Here is a 24,104-nt window from a genome sequence, read left to right as displayed (position 1 = left end):
AGGCGACATGTCAGGTCAAAAGAAGGTTGTGGAAACGGATAACCAGCAAGATCGCCACCTTGCGCGACATCGCAATGGGCGTTGGCGCTTCCGTCTGGAGCAGACGTATAGCGTAACGGAAGATATGAGGGACTGTCGCACGACTGATGAAGTCAGCCGTTGTCTCTTGAACTTCCTTCAACACTACGGCGCCACTAACCTTCTCGCAGGGATGATCCCACCACCGAATTCGTCAAGGCGGGAGCAACGGTCACACGTTCTCCTCGAGAGATGGCCCGCAGAATGGTCACACCGATATTTCTCGCTTGGCTATCTCTACCGCGATCCGGCGATACGTCTTGTTCAGCGAGGGTGCCCTCATTTCCACTGGGATGAGATACGGGAGCTCTGCTCGGTCTGCCCGATCGGCCGGCGCATCATAAATGAAGCTGGGGAGTTCCGCCTTCGCGAGGGGATCACCTTTTCCTTTCCGACTCTGGAAAGTGGCATGTTTGGATTCTCCGTAGCTGCGGAGCAGCTTGAACTCGCTGAGTCGGATCGATTCGCGCTGCAGTTTGTCGCCGCATACGGGCTCGGCTGCGCGCTCGCGCTGGCCGGTGGGCAGATTGACCGCAACACAGTCCATCTTTCACGCCGGCAACGTGAGGCCGTGGCGTGGGCCTCAGAGGGACTTACTACCGACGAGATCGCCGAACGGTTGAACGTCAGCATCCATACCGCCGACATGCATATGCGGGCCGTCCGCGCAAAACTGGGCGTGGCGAACACCGTTCATGCCGTCGCAGAAGCGTTGCGGCTCGGGCTGATTTCCTGATTACCTACGGATATCCGTAATTCCTGAAACCTTGCCAAATGAAACATCATTGGTTGACTTCGAAACCCGGAGGCCAACCGATGCTTCTTGTCGTAGATTCGCAGAACACTCACCGTCATCGCAAGGAACTGGATCAGGCCTTTCGCCTGCGCCACACGATCTTTGTCGACGAGAAGGGTTGGACAGACCTTCGCAGCGACGATGGCCGGGAGACGGATCGCTTTGACGACGAGCACGCGGTTCACATGCTCTACATCACCGATGATCGCGTTGTCGGCTATCAGCGCATGCTGCCGACTACCCGCCCTCATATCCTTTCGGACGTGCTCCCTGATCTGTGCGAGGGCGAGCGACCGGCCGGACCCAAAATCTGGGAATGGACGCGCTATTGCGTCGAGCCAGGCTGCCGCGAGCGGGGCCGGATGTTGAGCCCGGTGGCGAATGCCCTTCTTTCCGGCATTGTCGAATGGGGCCTCGAGACCGACGTTTCGACGATCCTGATCGAGATGAATCCGCTCTGGCTGTTGCGCTTGGTTCAGCTTCATTTCAGAGTTGTGCCACTTGGAATACCCAGGACGATCGGCGGCGAGGAAACGCTCGCGGTAGCCGCGAGCTTCGACCGCCGCACGCTTGCGCGGCTGCTGGAAATGCGGAATTCCGGCAAGCCCGCGTCCGTGTGATGAGGCGCCGTCCACCCAAACAGAACGTTGGCCAGGTCGAGGGTAGTGTCCATGCGCGGTCACCCTTGGGATACCGCATCCCGCTCGTGGCGTTGATGCAGGCGGCGGCCGTCGCCGAACACCTCAACTTCCGGCACGCCGCAACCGCGCTTGGCGTTAGCCAGTCCGGCCTCAGCCAGCGCATCAAGCAACTGGAAGAAGATCTCGGCGTGCTTCTTTTCGAACGGCGGCATCGCGGCGTGGCCGTTACCGATTCGGGCGAGCGCTTCCTCAGGCATATCGCGGCCGGCATTGATCAACTCGATCATGCCGTGAAAGTGGCAGGTATGATGGCTGGCGGGGAACTCGGTCGTCTTCGCATCGGACTCGGCGGTGTTCTGATCTCCCCTGCCCTCGCTGATCTCCTTGGGCGCTTTCGAGAGTCCTATCCTCGCATTGCCGTCGATATCACCGATGGGCAGCGCTGCAGCCTGCTGCGCCAGATCCGCGAGGGCCAACTCGATATTGCCTTCGTGGTCGGCGGCGCAATCATCCCTGACTGCCACTCGAAACAGCTCTGGGTGGAGCGGCTTGTTGCAGCTCTGCCCGCGCTCCACGACCTTGCCAAGGCGCAGGAACTGGAATGGGTGGACCTCGCGTCCGAGACCATTCTTGTGTGCCACGACGGGATCGAGCCGCAGGTGCTGGATCGCGTGTTGCACCGCTTCAGTGAACGCAGACTCCAACCGGCTATCCATCGTTTCGATGTCGGGCGCGACACGCTCATCCGGTTGGTTGCAGAGGGATACGGTATTGCACCGGTGCCGGAATCGGCGACGGCGATCGCGATGCCAGGAGTCGAATTCCGATGCCTCGACGATGAGCCGCCGGACTCAATTCCCGTCACAGCAATCTGGTCTCCCTTCAACCGGAACGTTCCTCACCGCAACTTTCTCGAGATGATGCTTCGACGCAGCCGAAATGGCGCGGCGTGAGTCAGGAGGTAGCTGGGCCGGCACGATTCCTTCGAGCCTTCGCAAAGGCTCGATCGGTCGCCATGAAGCGTTCCAGCATTGGAACAATCAGATTTGCCGGGTCCGGAGCAGGCTGTCCCGTCGTTTGGCCGAGCACCTCGGCATAGGCGACAAGGTCGCGATGCACGGCGGCCGGAATCTCGATCGTGAGCTTGACCGGCTTGTCGTCCATGATCGCGCCGAGTTTCAGCTTGGTCATCAATCAGCGCCCGTAGGTTCGAGTACGAGATCTCGCGTGACAACGATGCGGACGGGAAAGCCGGGCCGGATGGTCAGCGTCGGTTCGACCTGCAACTGGCGCTGGACGATCTGCTGGCCGGCATCGTTGATGGCGTCCTGGGCACCATTGCGGATGGCACTGAGCAGACGATCTTCGTCGTCGATCGCCAGTTCGGCGCCGACCGCGAGCAGCGTCGAAAGGCCGGCGGCTTTGGCCAGGTCCCACCAGTGATAATCGACACCGTCCTCGAGCCCAGCGTAGCCCTGGCTGTCGGCGCCCGGCTGGCGCTCCAGCACGATGGAGCGACCGTCGGGGAAGATCAGCCGGTTCCAGACGAGCAGCACCCTGCGCTGACCGAATCCGACATCACTGCTGTATTCGCCGATGATGCGCGTGCCCTGCGGAATCAGGAGCAGCGAGCCGGTCGGGCTGTCATAGACGTTCTCGGTCACCTGCGCGGCGATCTGTCCAGGCAGATCGGAGCGGATGCCGGTGATGAGCGCTGCGGGGATCACCGAACCGGCCTGCAGGATATAGGGCGACGCCGGCGGCATGACGCGATCCGCCGCGACGGTGCGCCGGTCCACCGGGCCGTTGAGGAAGGTAAGCTCACTGTTCTGCCCCGCCGGCGCGCCGGCCTGTCCGGCAAGGTCCAGCCCGCCGACATCTGGCATCGGTGTCCCGCCCGCCGCGTTCGGGCCGGACTGAAAGAACACCTGGCTGGTGCGCGCGGCTTCTTCCTCGGCGCGACGACGCTCCTCTTCGGGATCGACCGCAGGGGTCGTGATGGCGGGCGGCGCGACGGGCTGCCCGCGCTCCTGGGCGTCGAGGATCGGCCGACCGAGATCGCCGGGCAATGCCGGTCCAAGGACAGGACCGGTATAGTCTGACGGCAGGCTGGTGAGACCGTCGGCCGTCGGGCGGTTTTCGGTCGAATAGAGTTCTTCCCCTCCCGGTCCCGCCTCGCGGGTCTGAAGGGCGTAGATAAGCGCGCCGCCGATGCCGAGCAATGCGACGGCGCCGACGCCCGCGAGCATCTTGCGGGACAGGCGTGTGACGCGCGGCGGCTCGGCACGCAGCCGCATGGGCGCCGCGGTTTCGGTCTCGCTCATGACGCTTCTCCATCGTTCGCGCCGCTCTTAGCGGAGGTTTCGGCCTGCCGTTCCTCGACCCGCACGATCCTGACCACCTGCTGTCGGTTGCCGCTGCCAAGGCGCAACTCGGCGGCACCGAACAGACGGTCCACGATCAGGATGTTGCGCCAGATGCGACTGTTGACGATTTGCGGTTCACCGTCGGAGCCCAGCACGAAGAGCGGCGGCATCTCGCCCTGCACGATGCCGGCTGGGAAGACGACATAGACACGGCGGCCGTCGTCGAAGACCGAGACCGGCCGCCAGGGCGGGCTGTCACCGTGCACTTGCAACCCATAACGGTGATTGCGGGCGGAAGGAGCCGGAATGGTGGGCCGCGCCGGTGTGGACTGCTGCGCTGCGGGCGGCTGCGGATAGGCCCAGGCCACGGCCGGCATGTAGGGTTCCTCGCGGGCACGCAGCTCGATCATGTAGATGCGTCGGTCGGTGGTGATGACGAGATTGGTCGAGATGTCCGGCCGCGTCGGCTTCACCAGCACATGCACGCGGCGGTTCGTGCCCGAACCGCTTGTCGTATCGCCGATGATCCAGCGGGTGGTGTCACCTGCCGCGATCGGCCCCGTCCCGGTCAGGCTCTCGCCGGGCTCCAGCGCGATATTGGTGATCTGACCTGGCGCGGCATAGACCTGGAAGAGTGCGCCTTCCGACCATGGATAGATCTGGATCGAATTGTAGTAGCCCTCACGCCGAGGCTCGACACGGGCGGCGGCATTGGCGTTTTGCACGCGGCCGGTCGGTGTGCCGGAGGCCTCGCCGCCGCGTGCCACTGTCCAGGCCGGCGGCGTGTGCAACGGCCGCGGGTGGTCATCTCCAGCGGATGCTTGCACAGCGGGCAGCGGCGGCACGGTCTCGTCATAGGAGAATTGCGGCGTCCGGTTGGTGGCGCAGCCCGCCAGCATGGTTGCGGAGAGCAGCAGAGCCGCGAAGGCGGGTTTGCGACAAACCGTAAACCCGGCCTTACGGTAAGTCGTGCGGGTCATTGGCTCATCTCCCGCGACCAGGAGATCGCATTGACATAGATGCCGAGCGGGTTGGCGCGTAGACGCTCCGCGCTACGTGGGATCTGGATCACGATGGTCAGGATGGCGGTCCATCGCTCGGTGGCGGAAAGCTGGCCGTTCTCGTAATGGCGCTCGGTCCAGGCAACCCGGAACGAGCCTGGCGAGGCTCGGATGACGCTCGATACCTCGACGGCGATCTGCTGGCGGCCGACCCTCGTGAACGGGTCGTGGGCACGGGCATAGTCGTTGAGTGCTGCCGCACCGCGATCCGTGGTGAACTCGTAGGCCCTGAGCCAGTTCTGGCGCACGATGATCGGATCGGCCGGGATCGCGCGGACCTGCTCGATGAAGCGGCCGAGATGGAAGGCGATCTGCGGATCGGTCGGCCGGTAATCGGCCGTCGCGGGGGCAACCGTCTGGGCCTCGCCGAGCGCATCGACCTGCACCACCCAGGGCACGACGGTTCCGCGCGCCGATTGCCAGACCAGCGCCGAAGCGAAGCCCGCCGACAGAATCAGGCAGCCGAAGGCCATATAGCGCCAGTTCTTCGCCTGCACACGGGCCGAGCCGATGCGCTCGTCCCAGGCTTGAGCGGCCTTTTGATAGGGTGTGACGGGTTCCGGCGACTTGCCGTAATGGGTCGATGGTCGTTTGAAGAGGTTCATGAGCGGTCGCCTTCGGAGAGATTGACGGAAGAACTGGAGCCGTGGCCGTCGCCGGAACGGACTGCATGGGCGGCCATGGTCGTGCCGTGGTTGAGCGCCTGCCGGCGCTGCATGCGCTGCGCCCATGCGGGCGGGCCGCCAGCCGGTACGGCGGGCGCTGCAGTGGGCGCTGCATCCGCACCGCCGACCGTGCCCATCGTGGAGGTGCCACCGGTCGCGCCGAATCCGGCCTTCGCGCCCTCGGAGAAGCTGGACTTGACGGATTGGGATGTGCGCGTGGCGGCCCGCTTGAGGGGCGAGACGGCAGCGGAACCCGCCGCCCGCGCGACGCCGCCAACGCCGGAGGCGACACCGGTCGCGCCGGTCTGACCGAACGAGCCGGTGCTGTAGGCCGTCGAGGTGGCTCCCACGGCCGCCGCCCCACCCGACAGTGCGGCAGCGCCACCTCTCGCGCCGAGCATGGCCGCGCCGGCTGCCGCTGCACCACCGGCAAGCACCATTCCGCCGGCGGCGACACCCGTGCCTACGGCCGAGCCTGCGCCGAGTTGGGGTCCGCCGCTGACGAGACCGGAGGCGATGCCGGGACCGAAGATGCCGAGACCGAGGAGCGACAGGGCAGCCAGAACGATCGCCATGGCGTCGTCGATGGTCGGAGTTGCGCCGCCGAAGCCGGCGGTGAACTGCGAGAACAAGGTGCTGCCGATGCCGATGATGACGGCGAGCACCAGCACCTTGATGCCAGACGAAACGACATTGCCAAGGACGCGCTCGGCCATGAAGGCGGTCTTGCCGAAGAGGCCGAAGGGGATCAGCACGAAGCCGGCGAGCGTGGTCAGCTTGAATTCGATCAGCGTGACGAAGAGCTGTACCGCCAGGATGAAGAAGGCGAGCAATACCAGTGCCCAGGCGAAGAGCAGGCAGGCGATCTGGATGAAGTTCTCGAAGAAGGACCAGTAGCCCATCAGGTCGGAGATGGATTCGAGCAGCGGCCGGCCGGCGTCCATGCCGGTCTGTGCGACGCGGCCGGGGCGCATCAGATCGGCGGCGGAAAAGCCCGTGCCGGACGCCATCAGGCCGAGCCCGGCAAAACTGTCGAAGACGATCTTCGCCAGATTGTTCCAGTTGCCGATGATATAGGCGAAGACGCCGACGAACAGCGTCTTCTTGACGAGACGCGCGATGATGTCGTCATCGGCGCCCCAGGCCCAGAAGAGCGCGGCGAGCGTCACGTCGATAACGATCAGGGTGGTGGCGATGAACGCCACCTCGCCGCCGAGCAGGCCGAACCCGCTGTCGATATAGCTGGTGAAGACCCCTAGAAACGAATCGATGACGCCGGTGCCGCCCATCGGATCATTGCCCTGCGTTGTCGTGAGGGACTACGGGCGCGGGTGTGCGACCGAGGAAACGGTCACGGGACTCGGCCCAGGTCGCAAGGCAGCCGGGATCGCTGACCGCCGCCTCGCCGAGCTGCTGACACCGGCGCAGGCTCGGTCGCAGCGGATCGGCCGAAGGCTGAAGCGCCGGCACGGTCCCGACGCGCGCCGGTTCCTCCTTCCGGGTCATCTCGATCACCGTGGCGGTAATCGCGATAGCGATGAAGACGATCGCCCCGAGCCGGGCCAGCATCTTGCCGTTCATGGCTGCCCCTCCTGCGCGTCAATTGCCGCCGGTGAACATCCGGGCGTTGCCGGGCTGGTAGCCGGCTCCCGGCGTCAGGAAGCGCTCGCGCTGGATGCGGCCCTGTTCGGCCGCCGCCGCGCGTTCGGCCTCGATCAGCGCTTCGGAGCGGCCATTGGCGGACATCACCGCGACGAGGTCGGAAAGCTGTTGCGACTGGAGGGCGAGAAGCTGATTGCCGGCCTGGGTGGCCTGCAAAGCCCCGGTGGCTCCCTGGCTCTGACCGACAAGCTCCGACATTTCGGCACGGTTCGTGTCGATATTGCCGACAACTCCGGCCTGGACGCGCATCGCATCCTGCAATCCGCCAACCGTGTTCTCCCAGCGCGACCGCGCATCGGCGACGAGTTGGGAATCGGTCGCCGAAAGATCGAGATTGGCGTAGTCCTGCTGGAACATCCGGTCGACCTGCTGGACGTCGAAGGCGATGTTCTGCGCCTGGGCGAGGAGCTGCTGGGTCTGCTGCACGTTCCGCTGAAGCTGCTGGAGCGAGGAATGCGGCAGGCTCGCGAGGTTGCGGGCCTGGTTGATGAGCATCTGCGCCTCGTTCTGGAGGCTCTGGATCTGGTTGTTGATCTGCTCGAGCGTGCGGGCGGCAGTCAAAAGGTTCTCGGCGTGGTTTGTCGGGTCATAGACGATGTCGCCGAAGCCGAAGAGTGCGTGAGCCGGGCTGGCGAGCATCGGCGACAGTGTGACCGGAGCGGCAAGGGCCAGTGCGAGGGCCGTGGCGCCGGCGAATCTGAAACGGTATTTGGTCATGGGGTAATCTCCTCTGTTGGGAAACGATCCGGCGCGACCGGCGCGGGTGGTTCCGGCCGGTCGGCGAGATTGGTGAGGCTGGGAACGAGGTCGGTGGCCCAATCGACGCCGCGATGGCGCAGCCAGGCGTCGAGGAAGCCGTCCCGGCCGTGTTCGGCGACAATGCGCTCGATGGCGGCCTGATCGGACTTGGCGGACGCGGCGCAGAGCGCGAGCCCGACTTCGGACAGGCCCAGTTCGAACAGGCGGTTTCCGCGCCGCGACTGGCAGTAGTAATCCCGCTTGGACGTCGCCCGCGCGAGGATTTCGATTTGCCGGTCATTGAGGCCAAAACGGCGATAGATTGCCGTGATCTGCGGCTCGATCGCACGCTCGTTTGGCAGGAGCAGCCGGGTCGGGCAGCTCTCGATGATCGCCGGCGCGATGGCGGAATTGTCGATGTCGGAGAGCGATTGCGTGGCGAAGATGACGCTGGCGTTCTTCTTCCTGAGCGTCTTCAGCCATTCGCGGAGCTGGCTGGCGAAGCCCTCGTCATCCAGCGCAAGCCAGCCCTCGTCAATGATGAGCAGCGTCGGGCGGCCGTCGAGCCGGTCGCCGATACGATGGAAGAGATAGGCGAGCACGGCCGGACCCGCGCCGGTGCCGACAAGGCCCTCGATCTCGAACGCCTGGCAACGTGCCGAGCCGAGATGTTCGGTCTCGGCATCGAGCAGCCGGCCAAAGGCACCGCCGACGCAGTAGGGCCGGAGCGCCTGTTTCAGGTCGTTGCTTTGCAGCAGGACCGCGAGACCGGTGATGGTGCGTTCCTCGGCCGGCGCGGAGGCGAGCGAGGTCAGCGCCGTCCAGAGATGTTCCTTCACCTCCGGCGTGATCTGGATGCCCTCGCGTATCAAAATTGCGACGATCCAGTCTGCCGCCCATGCGCGTTCATAGGTATCGTGGATGCGGGCGAGCGGCTGAAGCGAAACGGAGGTGTCCGCCCCCTCGGTCAGTCCGCCACCCAGATCGTGCCAGTCTCCGTCCATGGCGAGCGCGGCGGCGCGGATCGAGCCGCCGAAGTCGAAGGCGAAAACCTGCGAACCCTCGTAGCGGCGAAACTGCAAGGCCATCAGCGCGAGCAGCACGGACTTGCCGGCGCCGGTCGGGCCGACGACAAGTGTGTGCCCCACATCGCCGACATGAAGGGAAAACCGGAACGGGGTCGAGCCTTCGGTCTTGCCGTAGAGCAAGGGGGGCGCACCGAAATGCTCGTCCCGTTCCGGCCCCGCCCACACGGCACTCAGGGGGATCATGTGGGCGAGATTGAGCGTCGAAATAGGCGGTTGGCGGACATTGGCATAGACATGTCCCGGCAAGCTGCCCAGCCAGGCATCGACGGCATTGACGGTCTCGGCCATGGCGGTGAAATCGCGGCCCTGGACGATCTTCTCGACGAGCCGTAACTTCTCGTCGGCAATGCGGGGATCGGCGTCCCAGACCGTGACCGTCGCGGTGACGTAGGCCATGCCGGCGACATCGGCCCCAAGCTCCTGCAGGGCCATATCGGCGTCGGCGGCCTTGTTCGCGGCGTCGGTGTCCACGAGCGCGGATTGCTCGTTGGTCATGACCTCTTTCAGGATCGCCGCGATGGACTTGCGCTTGGCGAACCATTGCCGCCTGATTCTGGTCAGCAGCCGCGTGGCGTCGGTCTTGTCGAGCAGGATCGCCCGTGTGCTCCACCGATACGGGAAAGCGAGCCGGTTCATCTCGTCGAGCAGGCCGGGCGTGGTCGTGGTCGGGAAGCCAACGATGGTCAGCACACGGAGGTGTTGATCGCCAAGGCGTGGTTCCAGCCCGCCAGCCAGCGGCTGATCGGCTAGCAGCGCATCGAGATAGATCGGTGTCTCGGGCACGCGGAGGCGATGCCGGTTGGTCGAGACGGTCGAATGCAGATAGGTCAGCGTCTCGGAATCATCGAGCCAGCGGCATTCAGGCATGAAGCCGTCGAGCAGCGCCAGCACGCGGTCGGTACGGTCTGCAAAGCCGCGCAGGATCTCCCATGGGTTCACACCGGATTGCTCACGGCCTTCGTAAAGCCAGGCCTCGGTGCGGGCGGCGTCCTCGGCCGGCGGCAGGTAGAGGAATGTCAGGAAGTAGCTGGACACGAAATACGTGCCGTTCGGTCGGCGATCGTTCCGCGGGGACGATTGCTCATCGACCTCCCCCTCGAAATCCGCCCTGCGTTCCGCATCGACCAGCGCGGAGGCCGGATCGGGAAACCTGCTGTCGGGATATGCGGAGGATGGATATCGCTGGGCCTCGACGAAGATACTCCAGCCGGAACCGAGACGGCGGAAGGCGTTGTTGATGCGACCTGCCACCGCGACCAGTTCGGCCGCGACGGCGGAATCCAGATCGGGACCCCGAAACCGCGCCGTGCGCTGGAACGAACCATCCTTGTTGAGGACCACGCTCTGATCGACGAGCGCGACCCAGGGCAGATAGTCGGCAAGACGGGCGGCGGTGCGGCGGTATTCGGTGAGATTCATCATGTCCGGCCCCTCATACGTTCAGATGGCCGGGCAGGCGCAGATGCTGGCGGCCGACCTCGACGAAAAGCGGATCGCGCCTGGCGGCCCAGACCGCCGCGACATGGCCGATAGCCCAGATCGCGATCCCGGCCAGCCAGAGCTGGAGGCCCAGGCCGACGGCTCCAGCCAATGTGCCATTGAGAATCGCAATGGAGCGCGGTGCGCCGCCGAGCAGGATCGGCTCGGTCAGCGCGCGATGGACAGGGACGGAGAAGCCCGGCACCTCGGCAAGCTGTTCAAGGACGGTCGCCATCAGACCAGCGCCCCGCCGCCGAAGGAGAAGAACGACAGGAAGAAGGAACTGGCCGCGAAGGCGATGGAAATGCCGAAGACAATCTGGATCAACCGGCGGAAGCCGCCACCGGTGTCGCCGAAGGCCAGCGTCAGGCCGGTAACGATGATGATGATCACGGCGATGATCTTGGCCACCGGCCCCTCGATGGATTCAAGGATGCTCTGAAGCGGCGCTTCCCACGGCATGGACGAGCCCGAGGCGTGGGCAGCCGGGACGAGCAGCAGGTTGACATAGGTAACGGCGGCAACGGTCGCGATGTGGCGACGGATGCGCATGGCACGGCGGATCATACAGTTTCTCCTGTGGTGCTGTTGTTGGTAGCTGGCGCGATGCGGTAGTCGCCGTCCGGGCCGAGCCCGTCGACGCGAGCGAGTTCGGTCAGGCGGCGCGTGGAACCGCGGCCGGACAGCACGGCAACGAGGTTGATGGTTTCGGCGATCAAGGCGCGCGGAACGGTGACAACGGCTTCCTGGATGAGCTGTTCGAGACGACGCAGCGCGCCGATGCCGGTTCCTGCGTGAATGGTACCGATGCCGCCGGGATGGCCTGTGCCCCAGGCTTTGAGGAGGTCGAGCGCTTCCGAACCGCGCACCTCGCCGATCGGGATGCGGTCGGGGCGCAAGCGCAGCGAGGAGCGGACGAGCTCGGAAAGCGTAGCGACACCGTCCTTGGTGCGCATGGCGACGAGGTTGGGCGCGGCGCATTGCAGCTCGCGCGTGTCCTCGATGATGACGATGCGATCCGCCGTCTTGGCCACCTCGGCGAGCAGCGCATTGGTCAGCGTGGTCTTGCCCGTCGAGGTGCCACCGGCGACGAGGATGTTCGCGCGGGATTGGACGGCCGCGCGCAGCGTTGCCGCCTGGTCGGCAATCATGATGCCGGCGGCTACATAGTCGTCGAGCGTGAACACCGCGACGGCCGGCTTGCGGATGGCGAATGCGGGCGCGGCGACGACGGGCGGCAACAGGCCCTCGAACCGCTCACCTGTTTCGGGAAGTTCGGCCGAGACGCGCGGGCTGCGCGAATGCACCTCCGCGCCGACATGATGGGCGACCAGTCGCACGATGCGTTCGCCATCTGCGGCGGTCAGCATCTCCCCCGTATCGGCCAGCCCTTCGGACAGACGATCCACCCAGATGCGGCCATCCGGGTTCAGCATCACCTCGATCACCGCCGGGTCTTCCAGAAACCGGGCAATCGACGCTCCAAGCGCCGTGCGCAGCATGCGCGCGCCGCGCCGGATCGCTTCCGATTGCTGGTGAGTGGTTGCCATATCGTCCCGATTGCTTGCGGGGATGTGACAGGCGATCCCCGGACGGGGATGATTAAAAGAACCGGATCTGGGGCTGATTCAACAAGTAACTAAGCGCGTGCGGCCATGGCGAAGAGAAGGCGGCAACCGGCGGGACGTCCTGGCGACGCCGCACCATGCGCCGCGGCCAAAAACCCAAACGGCGGAATTCGAATTTCTCAAAAGGGTGGATAGTTCGCGTTGACGCCCCTCGGTCTGAACGGACAAGAAGTGGACCTATCGGTCATTCGCTGCAGGTGCTCAGTTTCTGCTCCCGGTTGCGGCAACACCTACGTGGAAGCCGGATACGGTTTCAAGCAATCTGAAGCAGGATGCCGATCGTGGAAATTGCAGACCGACTCGAACACTCCTATGTAATCAACCGAAGCACGAATGTGCCGATCAAATCTAGTTCCAGATTCGTCCTGCCGACCATCGGCACATCGAACCGGTAGTCAGCAACGGCAGAGTATTCTCCGAGGATTACATCGCCCTCTTTGTGCATCCGTGTGGTGACAAATATATCGCCGTCGACATCGATATCCATAGGAACCGCATCTCCAAATAACGGAGGCATCATCGTGCCCTTCTCCAATGCGAAATCTGCGGTGGACTCAAAAACCGTAGGATCATCGGGGGAGGTCGAAATGAACTGAGCGTTTGTGGCGAATGCCATCCGGTCGATTCCGAGCAGCTTCATTGCTGCTAGGCTGTTTTTAGTCACTCCCGCAAAACTCACGTTCGCGACGATCCTTCCATCGGGCTCACGTTCTACCACCCCTCCTCCAACCCGGAGTTCGAAGTCCCGCTGCATCATGGCAAGCTGACCGTCCAATTCGGAAAACTGAGGAACTGATCTTTTCAGTATCTCCGTACAATCTTGCCCGCCTATGACAATCCGGTACGCCCAGTCCTTCATGTCGTACTCGCCGGAGTGAATTTTGATGGACGACCCCAACCCATCGCAAAGTTTAAGGCCCTTGTCGTAATTCACCCGGCAAATCCTTTCGAGGTTGGCGGGCGAAAGCACGTTCTCTAGTTCGTGGAACCTCGCATCCAGTTCGTCTATTTCGAGAAGGACAATTGGCGTTGCCCGCCCGCCTGCCAGCGTCTCATAGACCACCACTTGTGCGCCGTCACTCAGTACGAAGTAGTTTGCCCCAACCTGCGAGTGTGCTGCGTACGAATGCGCTTGTTCGACATCTTTCTCGGCAAGGCCCACGGTCGCAGCTTTCGCCTCTATGATAAAGCTACCGCGCCGGCCTTTGAGGCCTGCCCGATAATCTGGAAACCCTAACGGCAGGTCCTTTTTCTTGTTCTTGTGTCCGGTGAAAAAGTAAGGGTATTCGAGCTTCTCTTCCAGCTTGAGATAAACATCTTCACCGCCAGGGTAACCCAGTTTGCGAAGCATAGGATCAATCACATGAAAGCGAACTTCAGCTTCGTTATATGACGAAACGGCCTCTAGGATTTGCGGAGTAATGATTGTCATGCTTCGGTCATCTTTACTTCAGTTCCTTTTTTTGAAGTCAACTGTATAAAGATGACCTGCCCCCGATCTTCCTTCATACATAGCGTGTCCTTGGGATGATAGTGGTCGGTTTCGGGTTGGGCAAGCGTATCGGCTGAGCGCCGCTGCGAAAAGATCGTGGAAGCGCTCAAGTCGATACTGGCGGCTTATCTCGGGTCGGAGGGGGTCATGATGTGCTCGGGCTCGTGGTAGGTGACAGCGCGCAACAGCAGGTGTGCGTCGGGAACCAGTCGTTCCGGACTGCATCCGGCAGCGTCGGCATTGGGTCGTTTCACGACGCGTAGCTGAATGGCCTAATCTGCATCAGTGGTAGCCCCATACCTTGGATCGACGTCGCGGGACAGTTCTTTCAGGAACCTGTCGCCTGTGGCCAACCGCCGGCCAAGCGATTGCATGAAGCCCTCGAAGCGTTCTGCTCCCTTGGCCCGCGCTCCAGCCTGGGCGCTCTCAGGCAGCGGCGGCGTGACGGTGAGCCAGAAGCGGATGAACAGAGAGACGGTCTCGCCCAGGATGGCGACATCCTCGTCGAGGCCATCGATCTGCCGGCCGAGCTTGTCCATGCGGCGCGCGAAGACGGCCTCAAGCCGTTCGGAGGCGTCGGCCGAAAGGAAGGAAGCCACTGCCGCCTCGATGACGGCCGACTTGGAGACCTTGCGCCGCAGCGCCAGCGCCTCGACCTGCTTCAGCAATGCCGGATCGAAATAGACATTCATCCGTGTCTTGGCCCGCATTGGCATTCTCCTACAGCTCGATGCCATCGGCCGGATCCATCGACGCCTGGCGGGCGACGATGCGAAGGCGTTGCCGCATCGCCCGCGCCTTTGCAGCATCGACATCGGGCCCGTCGTCCAGCAGGTCGAACTCACGTTCCGGGGCGCGTTTGGGCGGGAGGATCTCCTCATGCTCAGGCAATTCCGGCTCGCGCCGGATACCGGCGTTGGTGGGATCCGCAACGGGATCATGGCGATCTTGAGAGGCTTCCGGCCCCGACGAGATCACACGGTTCGACCACTCGTCGGCCGTTTGCGCCACCTCCGCAGGATGAGATTCGACCCGCTCGGGCGACGGCAGGACGCGTTCCGCGAAGCGCTCGTCCTCGTAATAGCGCGCCTTCCTCGCTCGGATCGGCGGTGTGCCCGCCACCATGACGATTTCGTCGGTGGGGGATAACTGCATGATTTCGCCGGGAGTCAGCAGCGCGCGGGCCGTCTCCTGACGCGACACCATGAGGTGGCCGAGCCAGGGGGCCAGCCGATGCCCGGCATAGTTGGTGGAATCACGCAACTCGGTCGCCGTGCCGAGCGCGTCGCTGACCCTCTTGGCGGTTCGTTCGTCGTTCGTGGCGAAGGCGACGCGGACATGGCAATTGTCGAGGATGGCGTTGTTCTGCCCATAAGCCCGCTCGATCTGATTGAGGCTCTGCGCGATCAGAAAGCTCTTGAGGCCGTAACCGGCCATGAAAGCCAATGCGCTCTCGAAGAAATCCAGCCGCCCGAGGGCGGGGAACTCGTCCAGCATCAGAAGCAGGCGATGGCGCTTGCCGGACGTCTGCAATTCCTCCGTTAGCCTGCGCCCGATCTGGTTGAGGATCAGCCGAATCAGCGGCTTGGTGCGGTTGATGTCGGAGGGCGGCACGACGAGGTAGAGGCTGACCGGTTGGTGGCTTGCGATCAGATCGGCGATGCGCCAGTCGCAGCGCGCCGTCACGCGCGCCACGACAGGGTCGCGGTAAAGGCCGAGGAAGGACATGGCCGTGGACAGCACGCCCGAGCGTTCATTGTCCGCCTTGTTGAGCAATTCGCGCGCGGCCGAGGCGACGACGGGATGAACTCCAGCCTCACCCAGATGCGGCGTGTCCATCATCGCGCGCAGTGTCACCTCGACCGGCCGCTTCGGGTCGGACAGGAAGTTGGCAACGCCCGCAAGTGTCTTGTCGGGCTCCGCATAAAGGACGTGCAGGATCGCGCCGACCAGCAGAGCGTGGCTGGTCTTTTCCCAGTGGTTCCGGCGTTCGAGGCTGCCTTCGGGATCGACCAGTATATCCGCGATATTCTGCACGTCGCGGACTTCCCATTCGCCCCGCCGCACCTCCAGAAGCGGATTGTAGGCGGAGGATTGGGCGTTGGTCGGATCGAACAGCAGGACGCGGCCGTGCTTCGCGCGGAAGCCCGCCGTGAGCGTCCAGTTCTCGCCCTTGATATCGTGAACGATGCAGCTTCCCGGCCAGGTCAGCAGCGTCGGCACCACGAGCCCCACGCCCTTGCCCGAGCGTGTCGGCGCAAAGCACAGGACGTGCTCCGGTCCGTCATGGCGCAGATAATCGTGGTCATATTGACCAAGTACGACGCCATCGGGACCGAGCAGGCCCGCGGCGCGGATTTCCTCGTCTTCCGCCCACCGTGCCGAACCGTAGGTCGCGACGTTCTTTGCTTCCCGCGCCCGGATGATCGACATGAGAATCGCGGCGGCGATCGCGATGAAGCCGCCCGACGCGGCGATGATGGCGCCCTCGACGAAGATCACGGGCGCGTAGGCGTCGAAGGAGAACCACCACCAGAAGAAGGCCGGCGGATAGTAGACCGGCCAGCCGGCCAGCTCGAACCAGGGATTGCCGAGTTGCGGCTGGAAGCCGAGCCGCCATGCGGTCCATTGCGTCGCCGCCCAGGTCATCGCCAGAACGATGGTGAAGACGATGGCAATCTGACCCCAGAGTATTCGGCCGCCGCGCATATGGGCTCCAATCGGCAAAAGAGACGGAGTCGATCAGAGAATAGGCGCGACGGTGAGAGGCAATAGATAACGAAAATCCGGCGTACTGCTGGATACCATGGCGAAGAAATCGGAGGGCCTTCCCTCAGTGCTAGTGGACTTTCCGCGACTCCTCTATGGCCTGTTCGAGTATCCGGCGATAGCCATGTTTCGTCATCCAGTGGGCGCGGGTGAGATGGCTTTCCCAACATCGGCGGGTTCGCGCTTCTTCGTCAACGGGGTCGCGATGCAGAACGATCCGCGATACTTCGGCCCAGTCCGCCCCCTCGGCATCAGCGTCGAGCAGGCGCAGATAGGTCAGGAAGTGTGCTTCATCGTATGGGGTGATGTCCGGGCCGCTCGGGGCCTCGTCATCGACATCGGGATCAAGCTCAGGCCTCACGCACATCGGACGTCTTCCCTACCAATGTAATCCGCCAAGAGGCAGCGTCTGCGCCGCGTATTATAATACGTAGCAGCAAAATACGCGATCCGTCCATAAGCTGTGGATGGACATACGGGAGCTTTTCGGGTCGAACCTACGGCGTTACAGGCTCGCCGCCGACCTCAGCCAGGAGGCCGTGGCTGAGCGTATTGGTGCCGACCGCGCCCATGTAAGCGCCATGGAGCGCGGCGTGCAGAATGTGACGCTTCTCACGCTCTGGCACACTGCTCAGGCCGTGGGTGTCAAGCCTGCCGACCTGCTAGCAGAAATCGATTCAACAGAAGAATCCTAGCGGGATCACAGCTTCGTCTCGAGAAAGGCGTCCTGCGCCAGACCTAAAGCGCAATCCCCCTCGCGCGGCCCAACTGCCACGATACCGACCCGCCTTGTACAATGCCCATGACCTCGCGACCGAGCTGGCGGTCGATAACCGGGCGCCATGGAACTAGCGTAAACTCGTGCGCTTTTTCCACGATGGCGAACTTGTCGCTCGATAGCTGGAGCGTGCCTGTGAACTTCCCGCTGACAGTGTCACCGTTCGCGACCGCCCGGAACGGCAACGACTTCGCAGCCGCCAGTTCCGCGCCGACGCGAGCGACTTCGCGCTCGCGCAGGGTGGCGAGAAGATTACGACGATAGAAGACCCGGCCGTTGTGCTGGCGCGTGGCGTCACCCTGTTCGATCAGGCGCTCGCGGCGCCGGTCCATGGATTGGCCGACATGCTGACCGAAGCCGACGGGAGCGAGATCGGATGCCTCACCCGCAATCAGACGCCGGTCGAGCCAGGTCGCTCCATCCGCTGCGATCTGGCTTTCCAGATCGAACGCCGACAGGACGCGGACGTTGGCCTGCCGGTTGTGACCGGCGTCATAGGCAGCGGCCCGGCTCTCAAAATCCTCCGGGACGCGCCACTGGTGGGCATCAATACGTTCGACAATGCCGGCTCGGCGCAGCGCCTCCAGCCGGCGAACATGCGCTTCGACGAAACCGTCATAGTCGCTGCTGGGAACGCGGCCATCGAAACGCGCCTGTTCCAGATGCCGGGTCGGCCGATAGATGCCGTCCTCCGCCATGCCCGCAATGGCGCGATCGGAGGGACGGCTTGCCGTGTCGGCCGAGCCAATCTCCACAATGCTGCCGATACGAGCGTCCTCGACACGAACCGGGTCAAAGCCCGAGACGTGATGCGCGCGGCCGTCGATCCCGTCGACAACCAGGGTGAGGTTCTCCCCCAGTTCGTCGGACAGACGCCTGTCGATGACACGGCCGATGATTGGTACGCCGGGCGGGCAGGCATGAATCTGAAAGCTCGCCGGGTCACGCTCCTGTCCCCCGGCCCGAAGCACCTTCTGCATTGTGCGGATGATATCGCCGCGCTGGCCGAACTCGCGCAGGACCGGTTCGAGCCGGTCGCTCAATTCCCAAACGCCAGGCGCATGCTCGGTTACCAGCCCCATCTTCTCCAGCTTGCCGAGGCGCGCCAGCCGCAGCCCGCGGCGAGCGATGGCGCGCGGATCGCCGGCCTCGTGGCGAAGATCGACCAGGCCGTCACGAGCCTCCTCGATCATCGCGCGATCGATTCGGGTGAAGCGGTCCTGATCGATCTCGGTGGTGATCTTGCGCTGTTGTTCGATCTCCGTCACGGGGCCAAGTTCGAGCGTCGCGAGCTCAGTCGCCCGCTCGCGAATGCCATGAGCAATATAGTCGCCGTTGATGACCAGATCCTCGCCCAGCTCATCGCGACCGTTGACGATGACGTGGACGTGGGGATGGCCGGTGTTGAAGTGGTTGACCGCCACCCAGTCGAGTCTCGTACCGAGGTCGGCTTCAATCTGATTCATCAGGTCGCGGGTGAATCCGGTCAGTTCGGCAAGGTCGGCCGCATCCTCTGGCGAGACGATTAAGCGGAACTGGTGCCGGTCGTCCCTGCCGCGCTCGAGGAAGGCGTTGCCATCGGCGCGATCCTCGGTGGTCGAATAGAGCTGGCCACGCTCGCCGTCGCGCGAGGTGCCGTCGCGCTGGATATAGCGCAGATGGGCAGCGGCCCGGCCGTTCTTGCCGGCGGCGCGGACGGAGCGCGATTTGACGATCACGCGCCGGCTTCCGCGTTGGCGATGGCCCCACCCTCCCGACAGGTTGCGCGAGCAGACGAAGGCCGCACCGCGCCCGCGCTTCACGCCCCGGCGGCTCGCCAACGCCGATCGCGATCCGCCCCTGTCGCCGGCGGCACACGCGCCGCTACGCGACCGCGATCCGCCATGCTGGCGGGCGATCTTTCTGACCTTGGTGAAGAAGCTCTTGGTCTTGGCGCCACCGCGCGCATCGGAGCGGATGCGGCCAGGTCGCGGGCGGAAGCGATCCTCGTCGTCGCTCATCGGCGGCGACCCCGCCGATCCGCCGGATCTCGGGCAGGAGTGCCGCCGGAAAGCCTACAAATGCTGACTTTCCGAAAATCGCCGGCACCATACTGGCATTTCGAGGGTGCCGCCCTCAACAGTGTGCAGACAAAGGCTTGCCCTGCGGATTGGGGCCATAGGGTGCCGTCCGCTTTAATCTTGCCCTCCGCCCTTCCCGCCCTTTCTGCCTCTCCCGCCGGGTCGTGGACCAGGCATGACGCCTTTTGCCTGCACACCGAAATGAGGGTCCCCAAACGCGAGCGCGCCGTCTTCATTGCTGCTCTCCAGCGCTGGCGCGGGCAACGAACAGGTCGCCGGTTTGCGGCTCGATTGGGGATACATCACGCACCGGAAGCGGTGCGGTTACGTCACTGGGGCGGTCGCCGGGCCGCACGGCATCGGTAACGCGAGCACTGATTGAGCGCACAACGAACAACGCCGCTTCGCGCCAATCCGGCGGTGCGGATGCAGCGGTGATGATCGTGCCGGGGGGCATGTCGCCGCCGAGAAGGGGCGCAAGCGCGGCAACATAGGCGCGCGTTTCGGCCGGCAATGCACGACTGGCTGCTGAGAGATATTCGTCATACCGCTCAGGACCGGCGTTGTAGGCGGCCAGTATGGCAGCGATATTGCCGTAGCGGTCGAACATCTCGCGCAGATAGGCGGCGCCCGCGAGGATGTTGTCGCGCGGATCGAAAGGGTCGCGGCCAAGGCCATAGCGGACACGCAGTTCCGCCCAGGTATCGGGCATGATCTGCATCAGCCCCATCGCCCCGGCGGACGAATTCGCACCTACATCGCCAGCGCTCTCGGCGCGCAGGACGGCGCGAATCCATGCCGCCGGCATGCCGAACTGCTGCGACGCTTCATGGATATAGGCCGCATAAGGATCGGCTACCGCCACATGTTCAGCTTGTCGCTCCTGCGCCACGACGGCGGCGGGCGCCGCGCCGAGCGCAAGCATACCGGCCAGCAGTAAGACGGCACAGCGGGAGACCGCCCTGTCTCCGCCTCGACCCGAGCCTGCCAGCGTGCTCGCTGCGATCAAGGGAACGCGCAAAGCGCCGGCCCATGGCCGCCCTTGACCTTCGCTGCGCGCGCCGGCCGGGCTACGCCCGAGCGGGACGAAGGGATGAGACGGCATTTCCGCGAACAAAGGGATGAAGCCCTGGAAGGCGATCACGATGCAAGAGCGCATGACCTTCAGTCCCGCTCGCCGCGTTTCGATGGCCGGTTCCAGTGCAGCGACCAAGTGGCCTTGTCGTCGTCGGACTGGAACAGGTTGGCGCGGATCGGCTGCGCGAAGGTGGGATCGTCGAGCTGGAAGGAAACGTAGTCGCCAGCCTTCTCGCCGGTGCGTTTCCAGCCGGCACCGACCTCCGGGCCATCGGCGTCGCCAAGATGGATGCGATAATCCGGAGCGTTCTCCGCGTCGGTGTTGTCGGTGGGAAAAAGGACGAGCTCTGCATCGAGCGTGAGCGTATGAATACGGCCGGAATAGCCGGACTTGGTTCGCCGGAATGCGCCGATCTGTGGCATCGTGAGGTCTCCGTATGGTCGGGTGTGAATGCTGGGTTCAGTGCGTCGGCGCGCGCCATTGGTAGCGGCCGTCGTCCTCCTCGTCGGTCCAGAGCGGTGTCGCCCGACCGATGACGGAGCTTGCCGGGATGGGTCCGAAGTAGCGGCCATCAAGGCTGTCTCGGACTTCCCAGTTCATGAGAAAGATTTCGCCGTCAGCGATCACGCGGCAGCCCTGCCAGACGGGCAGTTCGCGGCCGAAGCGATCGCGCTCCAGCGCCTCGCTCATTTCAACTGCGTCGACGGTGATGGTGCGACCGGAGCGACAAACGCGCTGTCCCGGCAGGCCGACAACGCGCTTCAGAAGCGGTGCGCCGCGTCCGACATAGCCGCGCTCCGCCATGAAGCGCGCCAGCGGTTTGGGCGGAACGACGGCGACGAGATCGGGCACCTCAAGCCAACCGACGGGCTCAATGGTGTAGAAGCCGATCGGCGCGCTCGCGCTGGCGTTCCAAATCACCTTCACAGGCGTCGGAATGAAGGCGGCGACGGCGACGCCCATCGTCGCGAAGTACGTCATCATGACGTAGCCGAAGCGGGTCATGGCGCGATCTTCCGGCGCTGGAGCCAGGCAGCGTGCTGCTCGGGCGTGTAGGCGCGCGGCTCATGGCCGGCGATCAGACGATTGTGCACATGCCGCCAGTGCTCCGGCGCGACATCTGCCGGATCGAGGCCGAGGGGCTCCACCGCATCGATCGCCTGGAGGGCGCGCTCGACTTTCGACCAGCCGTCGAGCCGCAGCATGATTTCCCCGCCTGGCCGCACGAAGGGTAGCGTCTGGAACGGCTCGCCGCGGCCAACGGCGCGCACGATATCGATGCGCGAGACGATCGTGCCGAAGTCGTTGGCCGCCCAGCGCACGAAGGCGAACATGCTGTCCGGCGCGAAGCCGACGATACTGCGGCGGCGGTCGAGGATCTTCTCGTAGCTCTTGTGGCCGAACCTGATCCAGTGCTCGATCTTCTTCTGATGCCACGTTAGCTCGACCAATGTGGTGAAGGGCGCGGGACCGTCCGGCCACGGACGGCCGCGCATGCGGCGGGCCGCATTGCCGGTCATGATATCTCTCCTTGGTCAAGTGGGAATTCGCGCGCGAGCAGGTCGCGCATCATGTCGGCGACGGTCTGGCCGCGCCGGAAGGCCGCGACCTTGATGCGGCCGCGCAGCTCGGGCGTCACATCGATCGTCAGCCGGGCGGTGAAGCTCGCGCGAGCGTTCTTGCTGTCGGCGCGCACATTAGCCGCCTTGATCCAGCCCTCGGCATCGCCCGGACGGGACGCGAAACCGCGCTTACCAGTGCGTCCGGTCATGGCGCGACCCTTCCGATGCGAAGACTGTCGATTTCGGCGGTGAGCGCCGCGATCTCACGCGCGGCCGGGCTGTCATCATCGATCTCGAAAGCGAGCCGGCCAGTCCGCGCAGCGTCGGCGAAGACGACACGCTGGCCGATGGTGGTGGTGAGCACAGGGGGATCGTGATCGGCCAGCGTCTCGGCCGTCTCGCGAGCGATGATCGTGCGCGCGCCGCAGCGGTTCAGCACGAAACGTGCGGCGAGTTGTGGCCGATAGATGCGCGCTTCGCGCAGAAGCGCCAGCATCTCGGCCGACGCCCAGCCGTCGAGAGGCGAAGGCTGGACAGGGATCAGCGCCAGGTCGGCGGCAAGCAGCGCCGAGCGCATGAGGGCAGCGACACGTGGTGGGCCGTCAATGACGACATGATCGACATTGCGGGCCAGCTCCGGCGCCTCGCGATGCAGCGTGTCCCGTGCCAGACCGATGACGCCGAACAGCCGCGGCAGGCCCTCGCGGCTGCGCTGCTGCGACCAGTCCAACGCGGAGCCTTGGGGATCGGCGTCGATCACCGTTACGCGCTGTCCTCTCCCGGCCCATTCGCCGGCGAGATGCAGCGCTAGCGTGGTCTTGCCGACGCCGCCTTTCTGGTTGAGGAGCGCGACGATCATGGTGCGCGCCTCCGGCCGGCAGTGGCACCATGGATCGCGCGCGTGCGCGTCAAAGAAGAAGAGTTAGATTCTCTGTTAGACTCTTCTATAAAGAGAGTTGCGTCTGATGTGCCGATAGTTCGTGCGCCTGATGTGCCGATAGGATTCACATGCCTTTCCACAGGCACTGTGAATTGTTCGTCGGGCTGGATGCGCAGCAACTCGCGGCGATTTTCCCGCTCGATCTGGAGCTGGTAGCCGGGCAGCGGCTGGCGGGCAACGATCCGGCGGAGATCGAGCGCAAAGTCGGAAAAGCGCGCAAGGCTGCCAGACTTGGCGTGCAAATGTGCGAACTCAAACAGCCAGCCGTGGCGCTGGCGACCGGCATGTTTGCGGGCAACGCGATAAAGCCAGCGCTCGATGCCGCCCGTCAGCCGGAAATAGGCCGCGTCGATGGTGAGCACCAACGAGCGGTCGACGACGCCGTTGTAGAACCATTCGGGCAGGACGAACTCCATGCCCTCTACGCGGCCGGCTCGCGTCGTCATCTCCTCCCATTCGTTGATCCAGGAGAATTGCCGGCGCCTCCAGTGTGCGCCGTTGCGGATCGTGGTTGCGATGACGGTCGATTGCAGGCGTGCGAGCGCGGCCTTGAGCAGCAGATATTGTCGGTTGCCGGTGGGACGGCCGATAGCGCGGAGGAGCTGGTACGGCGTGAAGCGGAAGAAGCGTGAGGTGGCGAGGCCGTGGTTCTCGGCCTCGACGATCTGCGAGGCTGCCCAGATGAGCACGTCGGCATCCCAGATGGTCGCCATGCCGTGCTGGGGCATGCCGTACACTCGGACCTCGACATCGGCCGCCTTGTAGAGAATCGGCTTGGTGCGCGGGGTCTTCGCCAGCGAGAAGAAGGGCCGCTCCATGAGGTCGCGCTGGTCGCGTGGGGAAGCGTCGCCAGTCGCCACCACGAAGGGATCGAGGCGGGTCCGCTCGCTGGCCTCGGGCCGATGCGTGCGGCGATGCTGGTCATCGCGCGACATTTAGCGCTCGCCCCGCTCGGCCGGCGTCAGGGGACGCGCCGGAAAGACGCGGCCCGCGTCCTTGTCGGTGGTGGATTTGCGGGCCCCGCTCGCTGTCCAGGCTTGCAGGTCTTCGACGGCATACACGACGCGGCCACCGATCTTGCGATAGGTCGGACCAGTCCCGTAGGTGCGGTGCTTCTCAAGCGTGCGGATGGAGATTCCAAGAAAGCGCGCCGCCTCGGGCGTGCGCAGGAGTCGCGGCGGCAAACCGGCCAGCGGATCGGGCATGGGGACACCTCCGGTTCG

General features: G+C 64.3%; 28 protein-coding genes. 4 read left to right on the top strand and 24 right to left on the bottom strand.

Features of this window, described 5'->3' with window-relative positions; all coding sequences use genetic code 11:
* Positions 1 to 7: 7 nt before the first annotated feature.
* The 3 genes from N1058_RS19495 (at position 8) to N1058_RS19485 (ending at position 2,468) form a co-directional block, all read left to right on the top strand.
* A complete protein-coding gene (locus N1058_RS19495) occupies positions 8 to 814 on the top strand; it encodes a helix-turn-helix transcriptional regulator (protein ID WP_338040703.1) in 807 nt (268 codons plus the stop codon).
* A gap of 80 nt (positions 815 to 894) precedes the next feature.
* Complete coding sequence (locus tag N1058_RS19490; protein ID WP_265519269.1) at positions 895 to 1,494, top strand: acyl-homoserine-lactone synthase; 600 nt, start codon at positions 895 to 897, stop codon at positions 1,492 to 1,494.
* 95 nt (positions 1,495 to 1,589) lie between these two features.
* Positions 1,590 to 2,468: a LysR family transcriptional regulator gene (locus N1058_RS19485; protein WP_265519268.1), complete on the top strand. Its 879-nt coding sequence runs from the start codon at positions 1,590 to 1,592 to the stop codon at positions 2,466 to 2,468.
* Between the two features lies 1 nt (position 2,469).
* Here N1058_RS19485 and N1058_RS19480 read toward each other — a convergent pair whose 3' ends face one another.
* The 15 genes from N1058_RS19480 to N1058_RS19410 all read right to left on the bottom strand — a co-directional run bounded on the left by N1058_RS19480 (position 2,470) and on the right by N1058_RS19410 (position 16,830).
* On the bottom strand, positions 2,470 to 2,706 hold the full coding sequence (locus tag N1058_RS19480) for a DUF2274 domain-containing protein (protein ID WP_265519267.1): 237 nt from the start codon (positions 2,704 to 2,706) through the stop codon (positions 2,470 to 2,472).
* A complete protein-coding gene (locus N1058_RS19475) occupies positions 2,706 to 3,839 on the bottom strand; it encodes a TraB/TrbI/VirB10 family type IV secretion system protein (RefSeq protein ID WP_265519266.1) in 1,134 nt (377 codons plus the stop codon). Before N1058_RS19475 ends, N1058_RS19480 begins: the two co-directional genes overlap by 1 nt.
* Positions 3,836 to 4,861 (bottom strand): P-type conjugative transfer protein TrbG, encoded by a 1,026-nt coding sequence (gene trbG, locus N1058_RS19470; RefSeq protein WP_265519265.1) that lies wholly within the window; start codon positions 4,859 to 4,861, stop codon positions 3,836 to 3,838. The genes N1058_RS19475 and trbG overlap by 4 nt, the downstream gene beginning before the upstream one ends.
* Complete coding sequence (gene trbF / locus N1058_RS19465; protein ID WP_265519264.1) at positions 4,858 to 5,547, bottom strand: conjugal transfer protein TrbF; 690 nt, start codon at positions 5,545 to 5,547, stop codon at positions 4,858 to 4,860. Before trbF ends, trbG begins: the two co-directional genes overlap by 4 nt.
* Positions 5,544 to 6,896, bottom strand: a complete 1,353-nt coding sequence (gene trbL, locus N1058_RS19460) for a P-type conjugative transfer protein TrbL (RefSeq protein ID WP_265519263.1) — start codon at positions 6,894 to 6,896, stop codon at positions 5,544 to 5,546. Before trbL ends, trbF begins: the two co-directional genes overlap by 4 nt.
* 4 nt (positions 6,897 to 6,900) lie before the next feature.
* A complete protein-coding gene (gene trbK-alt, locus N1058_RS19455; RefSeq protein ID WP_265519262.1) occupies positions 6,901 to 7,188 on the bottom strand; it encodes a putative entry exclusion protein TrbK-alt in 288 nt (95 codons plus the stop codon).
* Between the two features lie 18 nt (positions 7,189 to 7,206).
* Positions 7,207 to 7,986 carry a P-type conjugative transfer protein TrbJ gene (trbJ, locus tag N1058_RS19450; RefSeq protein WP_265519261.1) on the bottom strand — a complete coding sequence of 260 codons (780 nt, stop codon included), beginning with the start codon at positions 7,984 to 7,986 and terminating at the stop codon, positions 7,207 to 7,209.
* Positions 7,983 to 10,517, bottom strand: a complete 2,535-nt coding sequence (gene trbE / locus N1058_RS19445; RefSeq protein ID WP_265519260.1) for a conjugal transfer protein TrbE — start codon at positions 10,515 to 10,517, stop codon at positions 7,983 to 7,985. Before trbE ends, trbJ begins: the two co-directional genes overlap by 4 nt.
* Positions 10,518 to 10,527: 10 nt before the next feature.
* Positions 10,528 to 10,809, bottom strand: coding sequence for a VirB3 family type IV secretion system protein (locus N1058_RS19440; protein WP_265519259.1), 282 nt, complete (start codon positions 10,807 to 10,809; stop codon positions 10,528 to 10,530).
* Positions 10,809 to 11,141 (bottom strand): TrbC/VirB2 family type IV secretion system protein, encoded by a 333-nt coding sequence (locus N1058_RS19435; RefSeq protein WP_265519258.1) that lies wholly within the window; start codon positions 11,139 to 11,141, stop codon positions 10,809 to 10,811. The genes N1058_RS19440 and N1058_RS19435 overlap by 1 nt, the downstream gene beginning before the upstream one ends.
* Positions 11,138 to 12,124, bottom strand: coding sequence for a P-type conjugative transfer ATPase TrbB (trbB, locus tag N1058_RS19430; protein ID WP_265519257.1), 987 nt, complete (start codon positions 12,122 to 12,124; stop codon positions 11,138 to 11,140). The genes N1058_RS19435 and trbB overlap by 4 nt, the downstream gene beginning before the upstream one ends.
* 388 nt (positions 12,125 to 12,512) lie before the next feature.
* Positions 12,513 to 13,634 carry a type I restriction enzyme HsdR N-terminal domain-containing protein gene (locus tag N1058_RS19425; protein ID WP_265519256.1) on the bottom strand — a complete coding sequence of 374 codons (1,122 nt, stop codon included), beginning with the start codon at positions 13,632 to 13,634 and terminating at the stop codon, positions 12,513 to 12,515.
* A gap of 332 nt (positions 13,635 to 13,966) precedes the next feature.
* Complete coding sequence (locus N1058_RS19420) at positions 13,967 to 14,404, bottom strand: ribbon-helix-helix domain-containing protein (RefSeq protein WP_265519255.1); 438 nt, start codon at positions 14,402 to 14,404, stop codon at positions 13,967 to 13,969.
* Between the two features lie 10 nt (positions 14,405 to 14,414).
* The gene (locus N1058_RS19415) at positions 14,415 to 16,403 is read right to left on the bottom strand and encodes a conjugal transfer protein TraG (protein WP_265519254.1); all 1,989 of its coding nucleotides are present in this window, start codon (positions 16,401 to 16,403) and stop codon (positions 14,415 to 14,417) included.
* A gap of 130 nt (positions 16,404 to 16,533) precedes the next feature.
* A complete protein-coding gene (locus tag N1058_RS19410; RefSeq protein WP_265519253.1) occupies positions 16,534 to 16,830 on the bottom strand; it encodes a DNA -binding domain-containing protein in 297 nt (98 codons plus the stop codon).
* A 172-nt stretch (positions 16,831 to 17,002) separates the two neighbouring features.
* On the opposite strand from N1058_RS19410, the gene N1058_RS19405 reads away from it, so the two are divergent.
* Complete coding sequence (locus tag N1058_RS19405; RefSeq protein WP_420848020.1) at positions 17,003 to 17,158, top strand: helix-turn-helix domain-containing protein; 156 nt, start codon at positions 17,003 to 17,005, stop codon at positions 17,156 to 17,158.
* Between the two features lie 43 nt (positions 17,159 to 17,201).
* On the opposite strand, the gene N1058_RS19400 is transcribed toward N1058_RS19405, so the two are convergent.
* From N1058_RS19400 to N1058_RS19360, 9 genes are all read right to left on the bottom strand, one after another.
* Positions 17,202 to 18,434, bottom strand: coding sequence for a DUF3363 domain-containing protein (locus N1058_RS19400; protein WP_265519336.1), 1,233 nt, complete (start codon positions 18,432 to 18,434; stop codon positions 17,202 to 17,204).
* 1,099 nt (positions 18,435 to 19,533) lie between these two features.
* On the bottom strand, positions 19,534 to 20,460 hold the full coding sequence (locus N1058_RS19395) for a lytic transglycosylase domain-containing protein (protein ID WP_265519251.1): 927 nt from the start codon (positions 20,458 to 20,460) through the stop codon (positions 19,534 to 19,536).
* Positions 20,461 to 20,465: 5 nt separating this feature from the next.
* On the bottom strand, positions 20,466 to 20,801 hold the full coding sequence (locus tag N1058_RS19390; protein ID WP_265519250.1) for a DUF736 domain-containing protein: 336 nt from the start codon (positions 20,799 to 20,801) through the stop codon (positions 20,466 to 20,468).
* A gap of 37 nt (positions 20,802 to 20,838) precedes the next feature.
* Positions 20,839 to 21,384 carry a S26 family signal peptidase gene (locus N1058_RS19385; protein ID WP_265519249.1) on the bottom strand — a complete coding sequence of 182 codons (546 nt, stop codon included), beginning with the start codon at positions 21,382 to 21,384 and terminating at the stop codon, positions 20,839 to 20,841.
* Positions 21,381 to 21,899 (bottom strand): DUF2840 domain-containing protein, encoded by a 519-nt coding sequence (locus N1058_RS19380; RefSeq protein ID WP_265519248.1) that lies wholly within the window; start codon positions 21,897 to 21,899, stop codon positions 21,381 to 21,383. Before N1058_RS19380 ends, N1058_RS19385 begins: the two co-directional genes overlap by 4 nt.
* Positions 21,896 to 22,150, bottom strand: a complete 255-nt coding sequence (locus N1058_RS19375) for a hypothetical protein (protein ID WP_265519247.1) — start codon at positions 22,148 to 22,150, stop codon at positions 21,896 to 21,898. The genes N1058_RS19380 and N1058_RS19375 overlap by 4 nt, the downstream gene beginning before the upstream one ends.
* On the bottom strand, positions 22,147 to 22,800 hold the full coding sequence (parA, locus tag N1058_RS19370) for a ParA family partition ATPase (protein ID WP_265519246.1): 654 nt from the start codon (positions 22,798 to 22,800) through the stop codon (positions 22,147 to 22,149). Before parA ends, N1058_RS19375 begins: the two co-directional genes overlap by 4 nt.
* Positions 22,797 to 23,816, bottom strand: a complete 1,020-nt coding sequence (locus N1058_RS19365; RefSeq protein WP_265519245.1) for a replication initiator protein A — start codon at positions 23,814 to 23,816, stop codon at positions 22,797 to 22,799. The genes parA and N1058_RS19365 overlap by 4 nt, the downstream gene beginning before the upstream one ends.
* Positions 23,817 to 24,086 carry a helix-turn-helix transcriptional regulator gene (locus tag N1058_RS19360; protein WP_265519244.1) on the bottom strand — a complete coding sequence of 90 codons (270 nt, stop codon included), beginning with the start codon at positions 24,084 to 24,086 and terminating at the stop codon, positions 23,817 to 23,819.
* Between the last annotated feature and the right edge of the window lie 18 nt (positions 24,087 to 24,104).

Origin of the sequence: Nitratireductor luteus, from assembly GCF_026162365.1 — a bacterium.
Classification (GTDB): domain Bacteria; phylum Pseudomonadota; class Alphaproteobacteria; order Rhizobiales; family Rhizobiaceae; genus Chelativorans; species Chelativorans luteus.
This window is presented reverse-complemented; position numbering and strand designations above follow the sequence as displayed.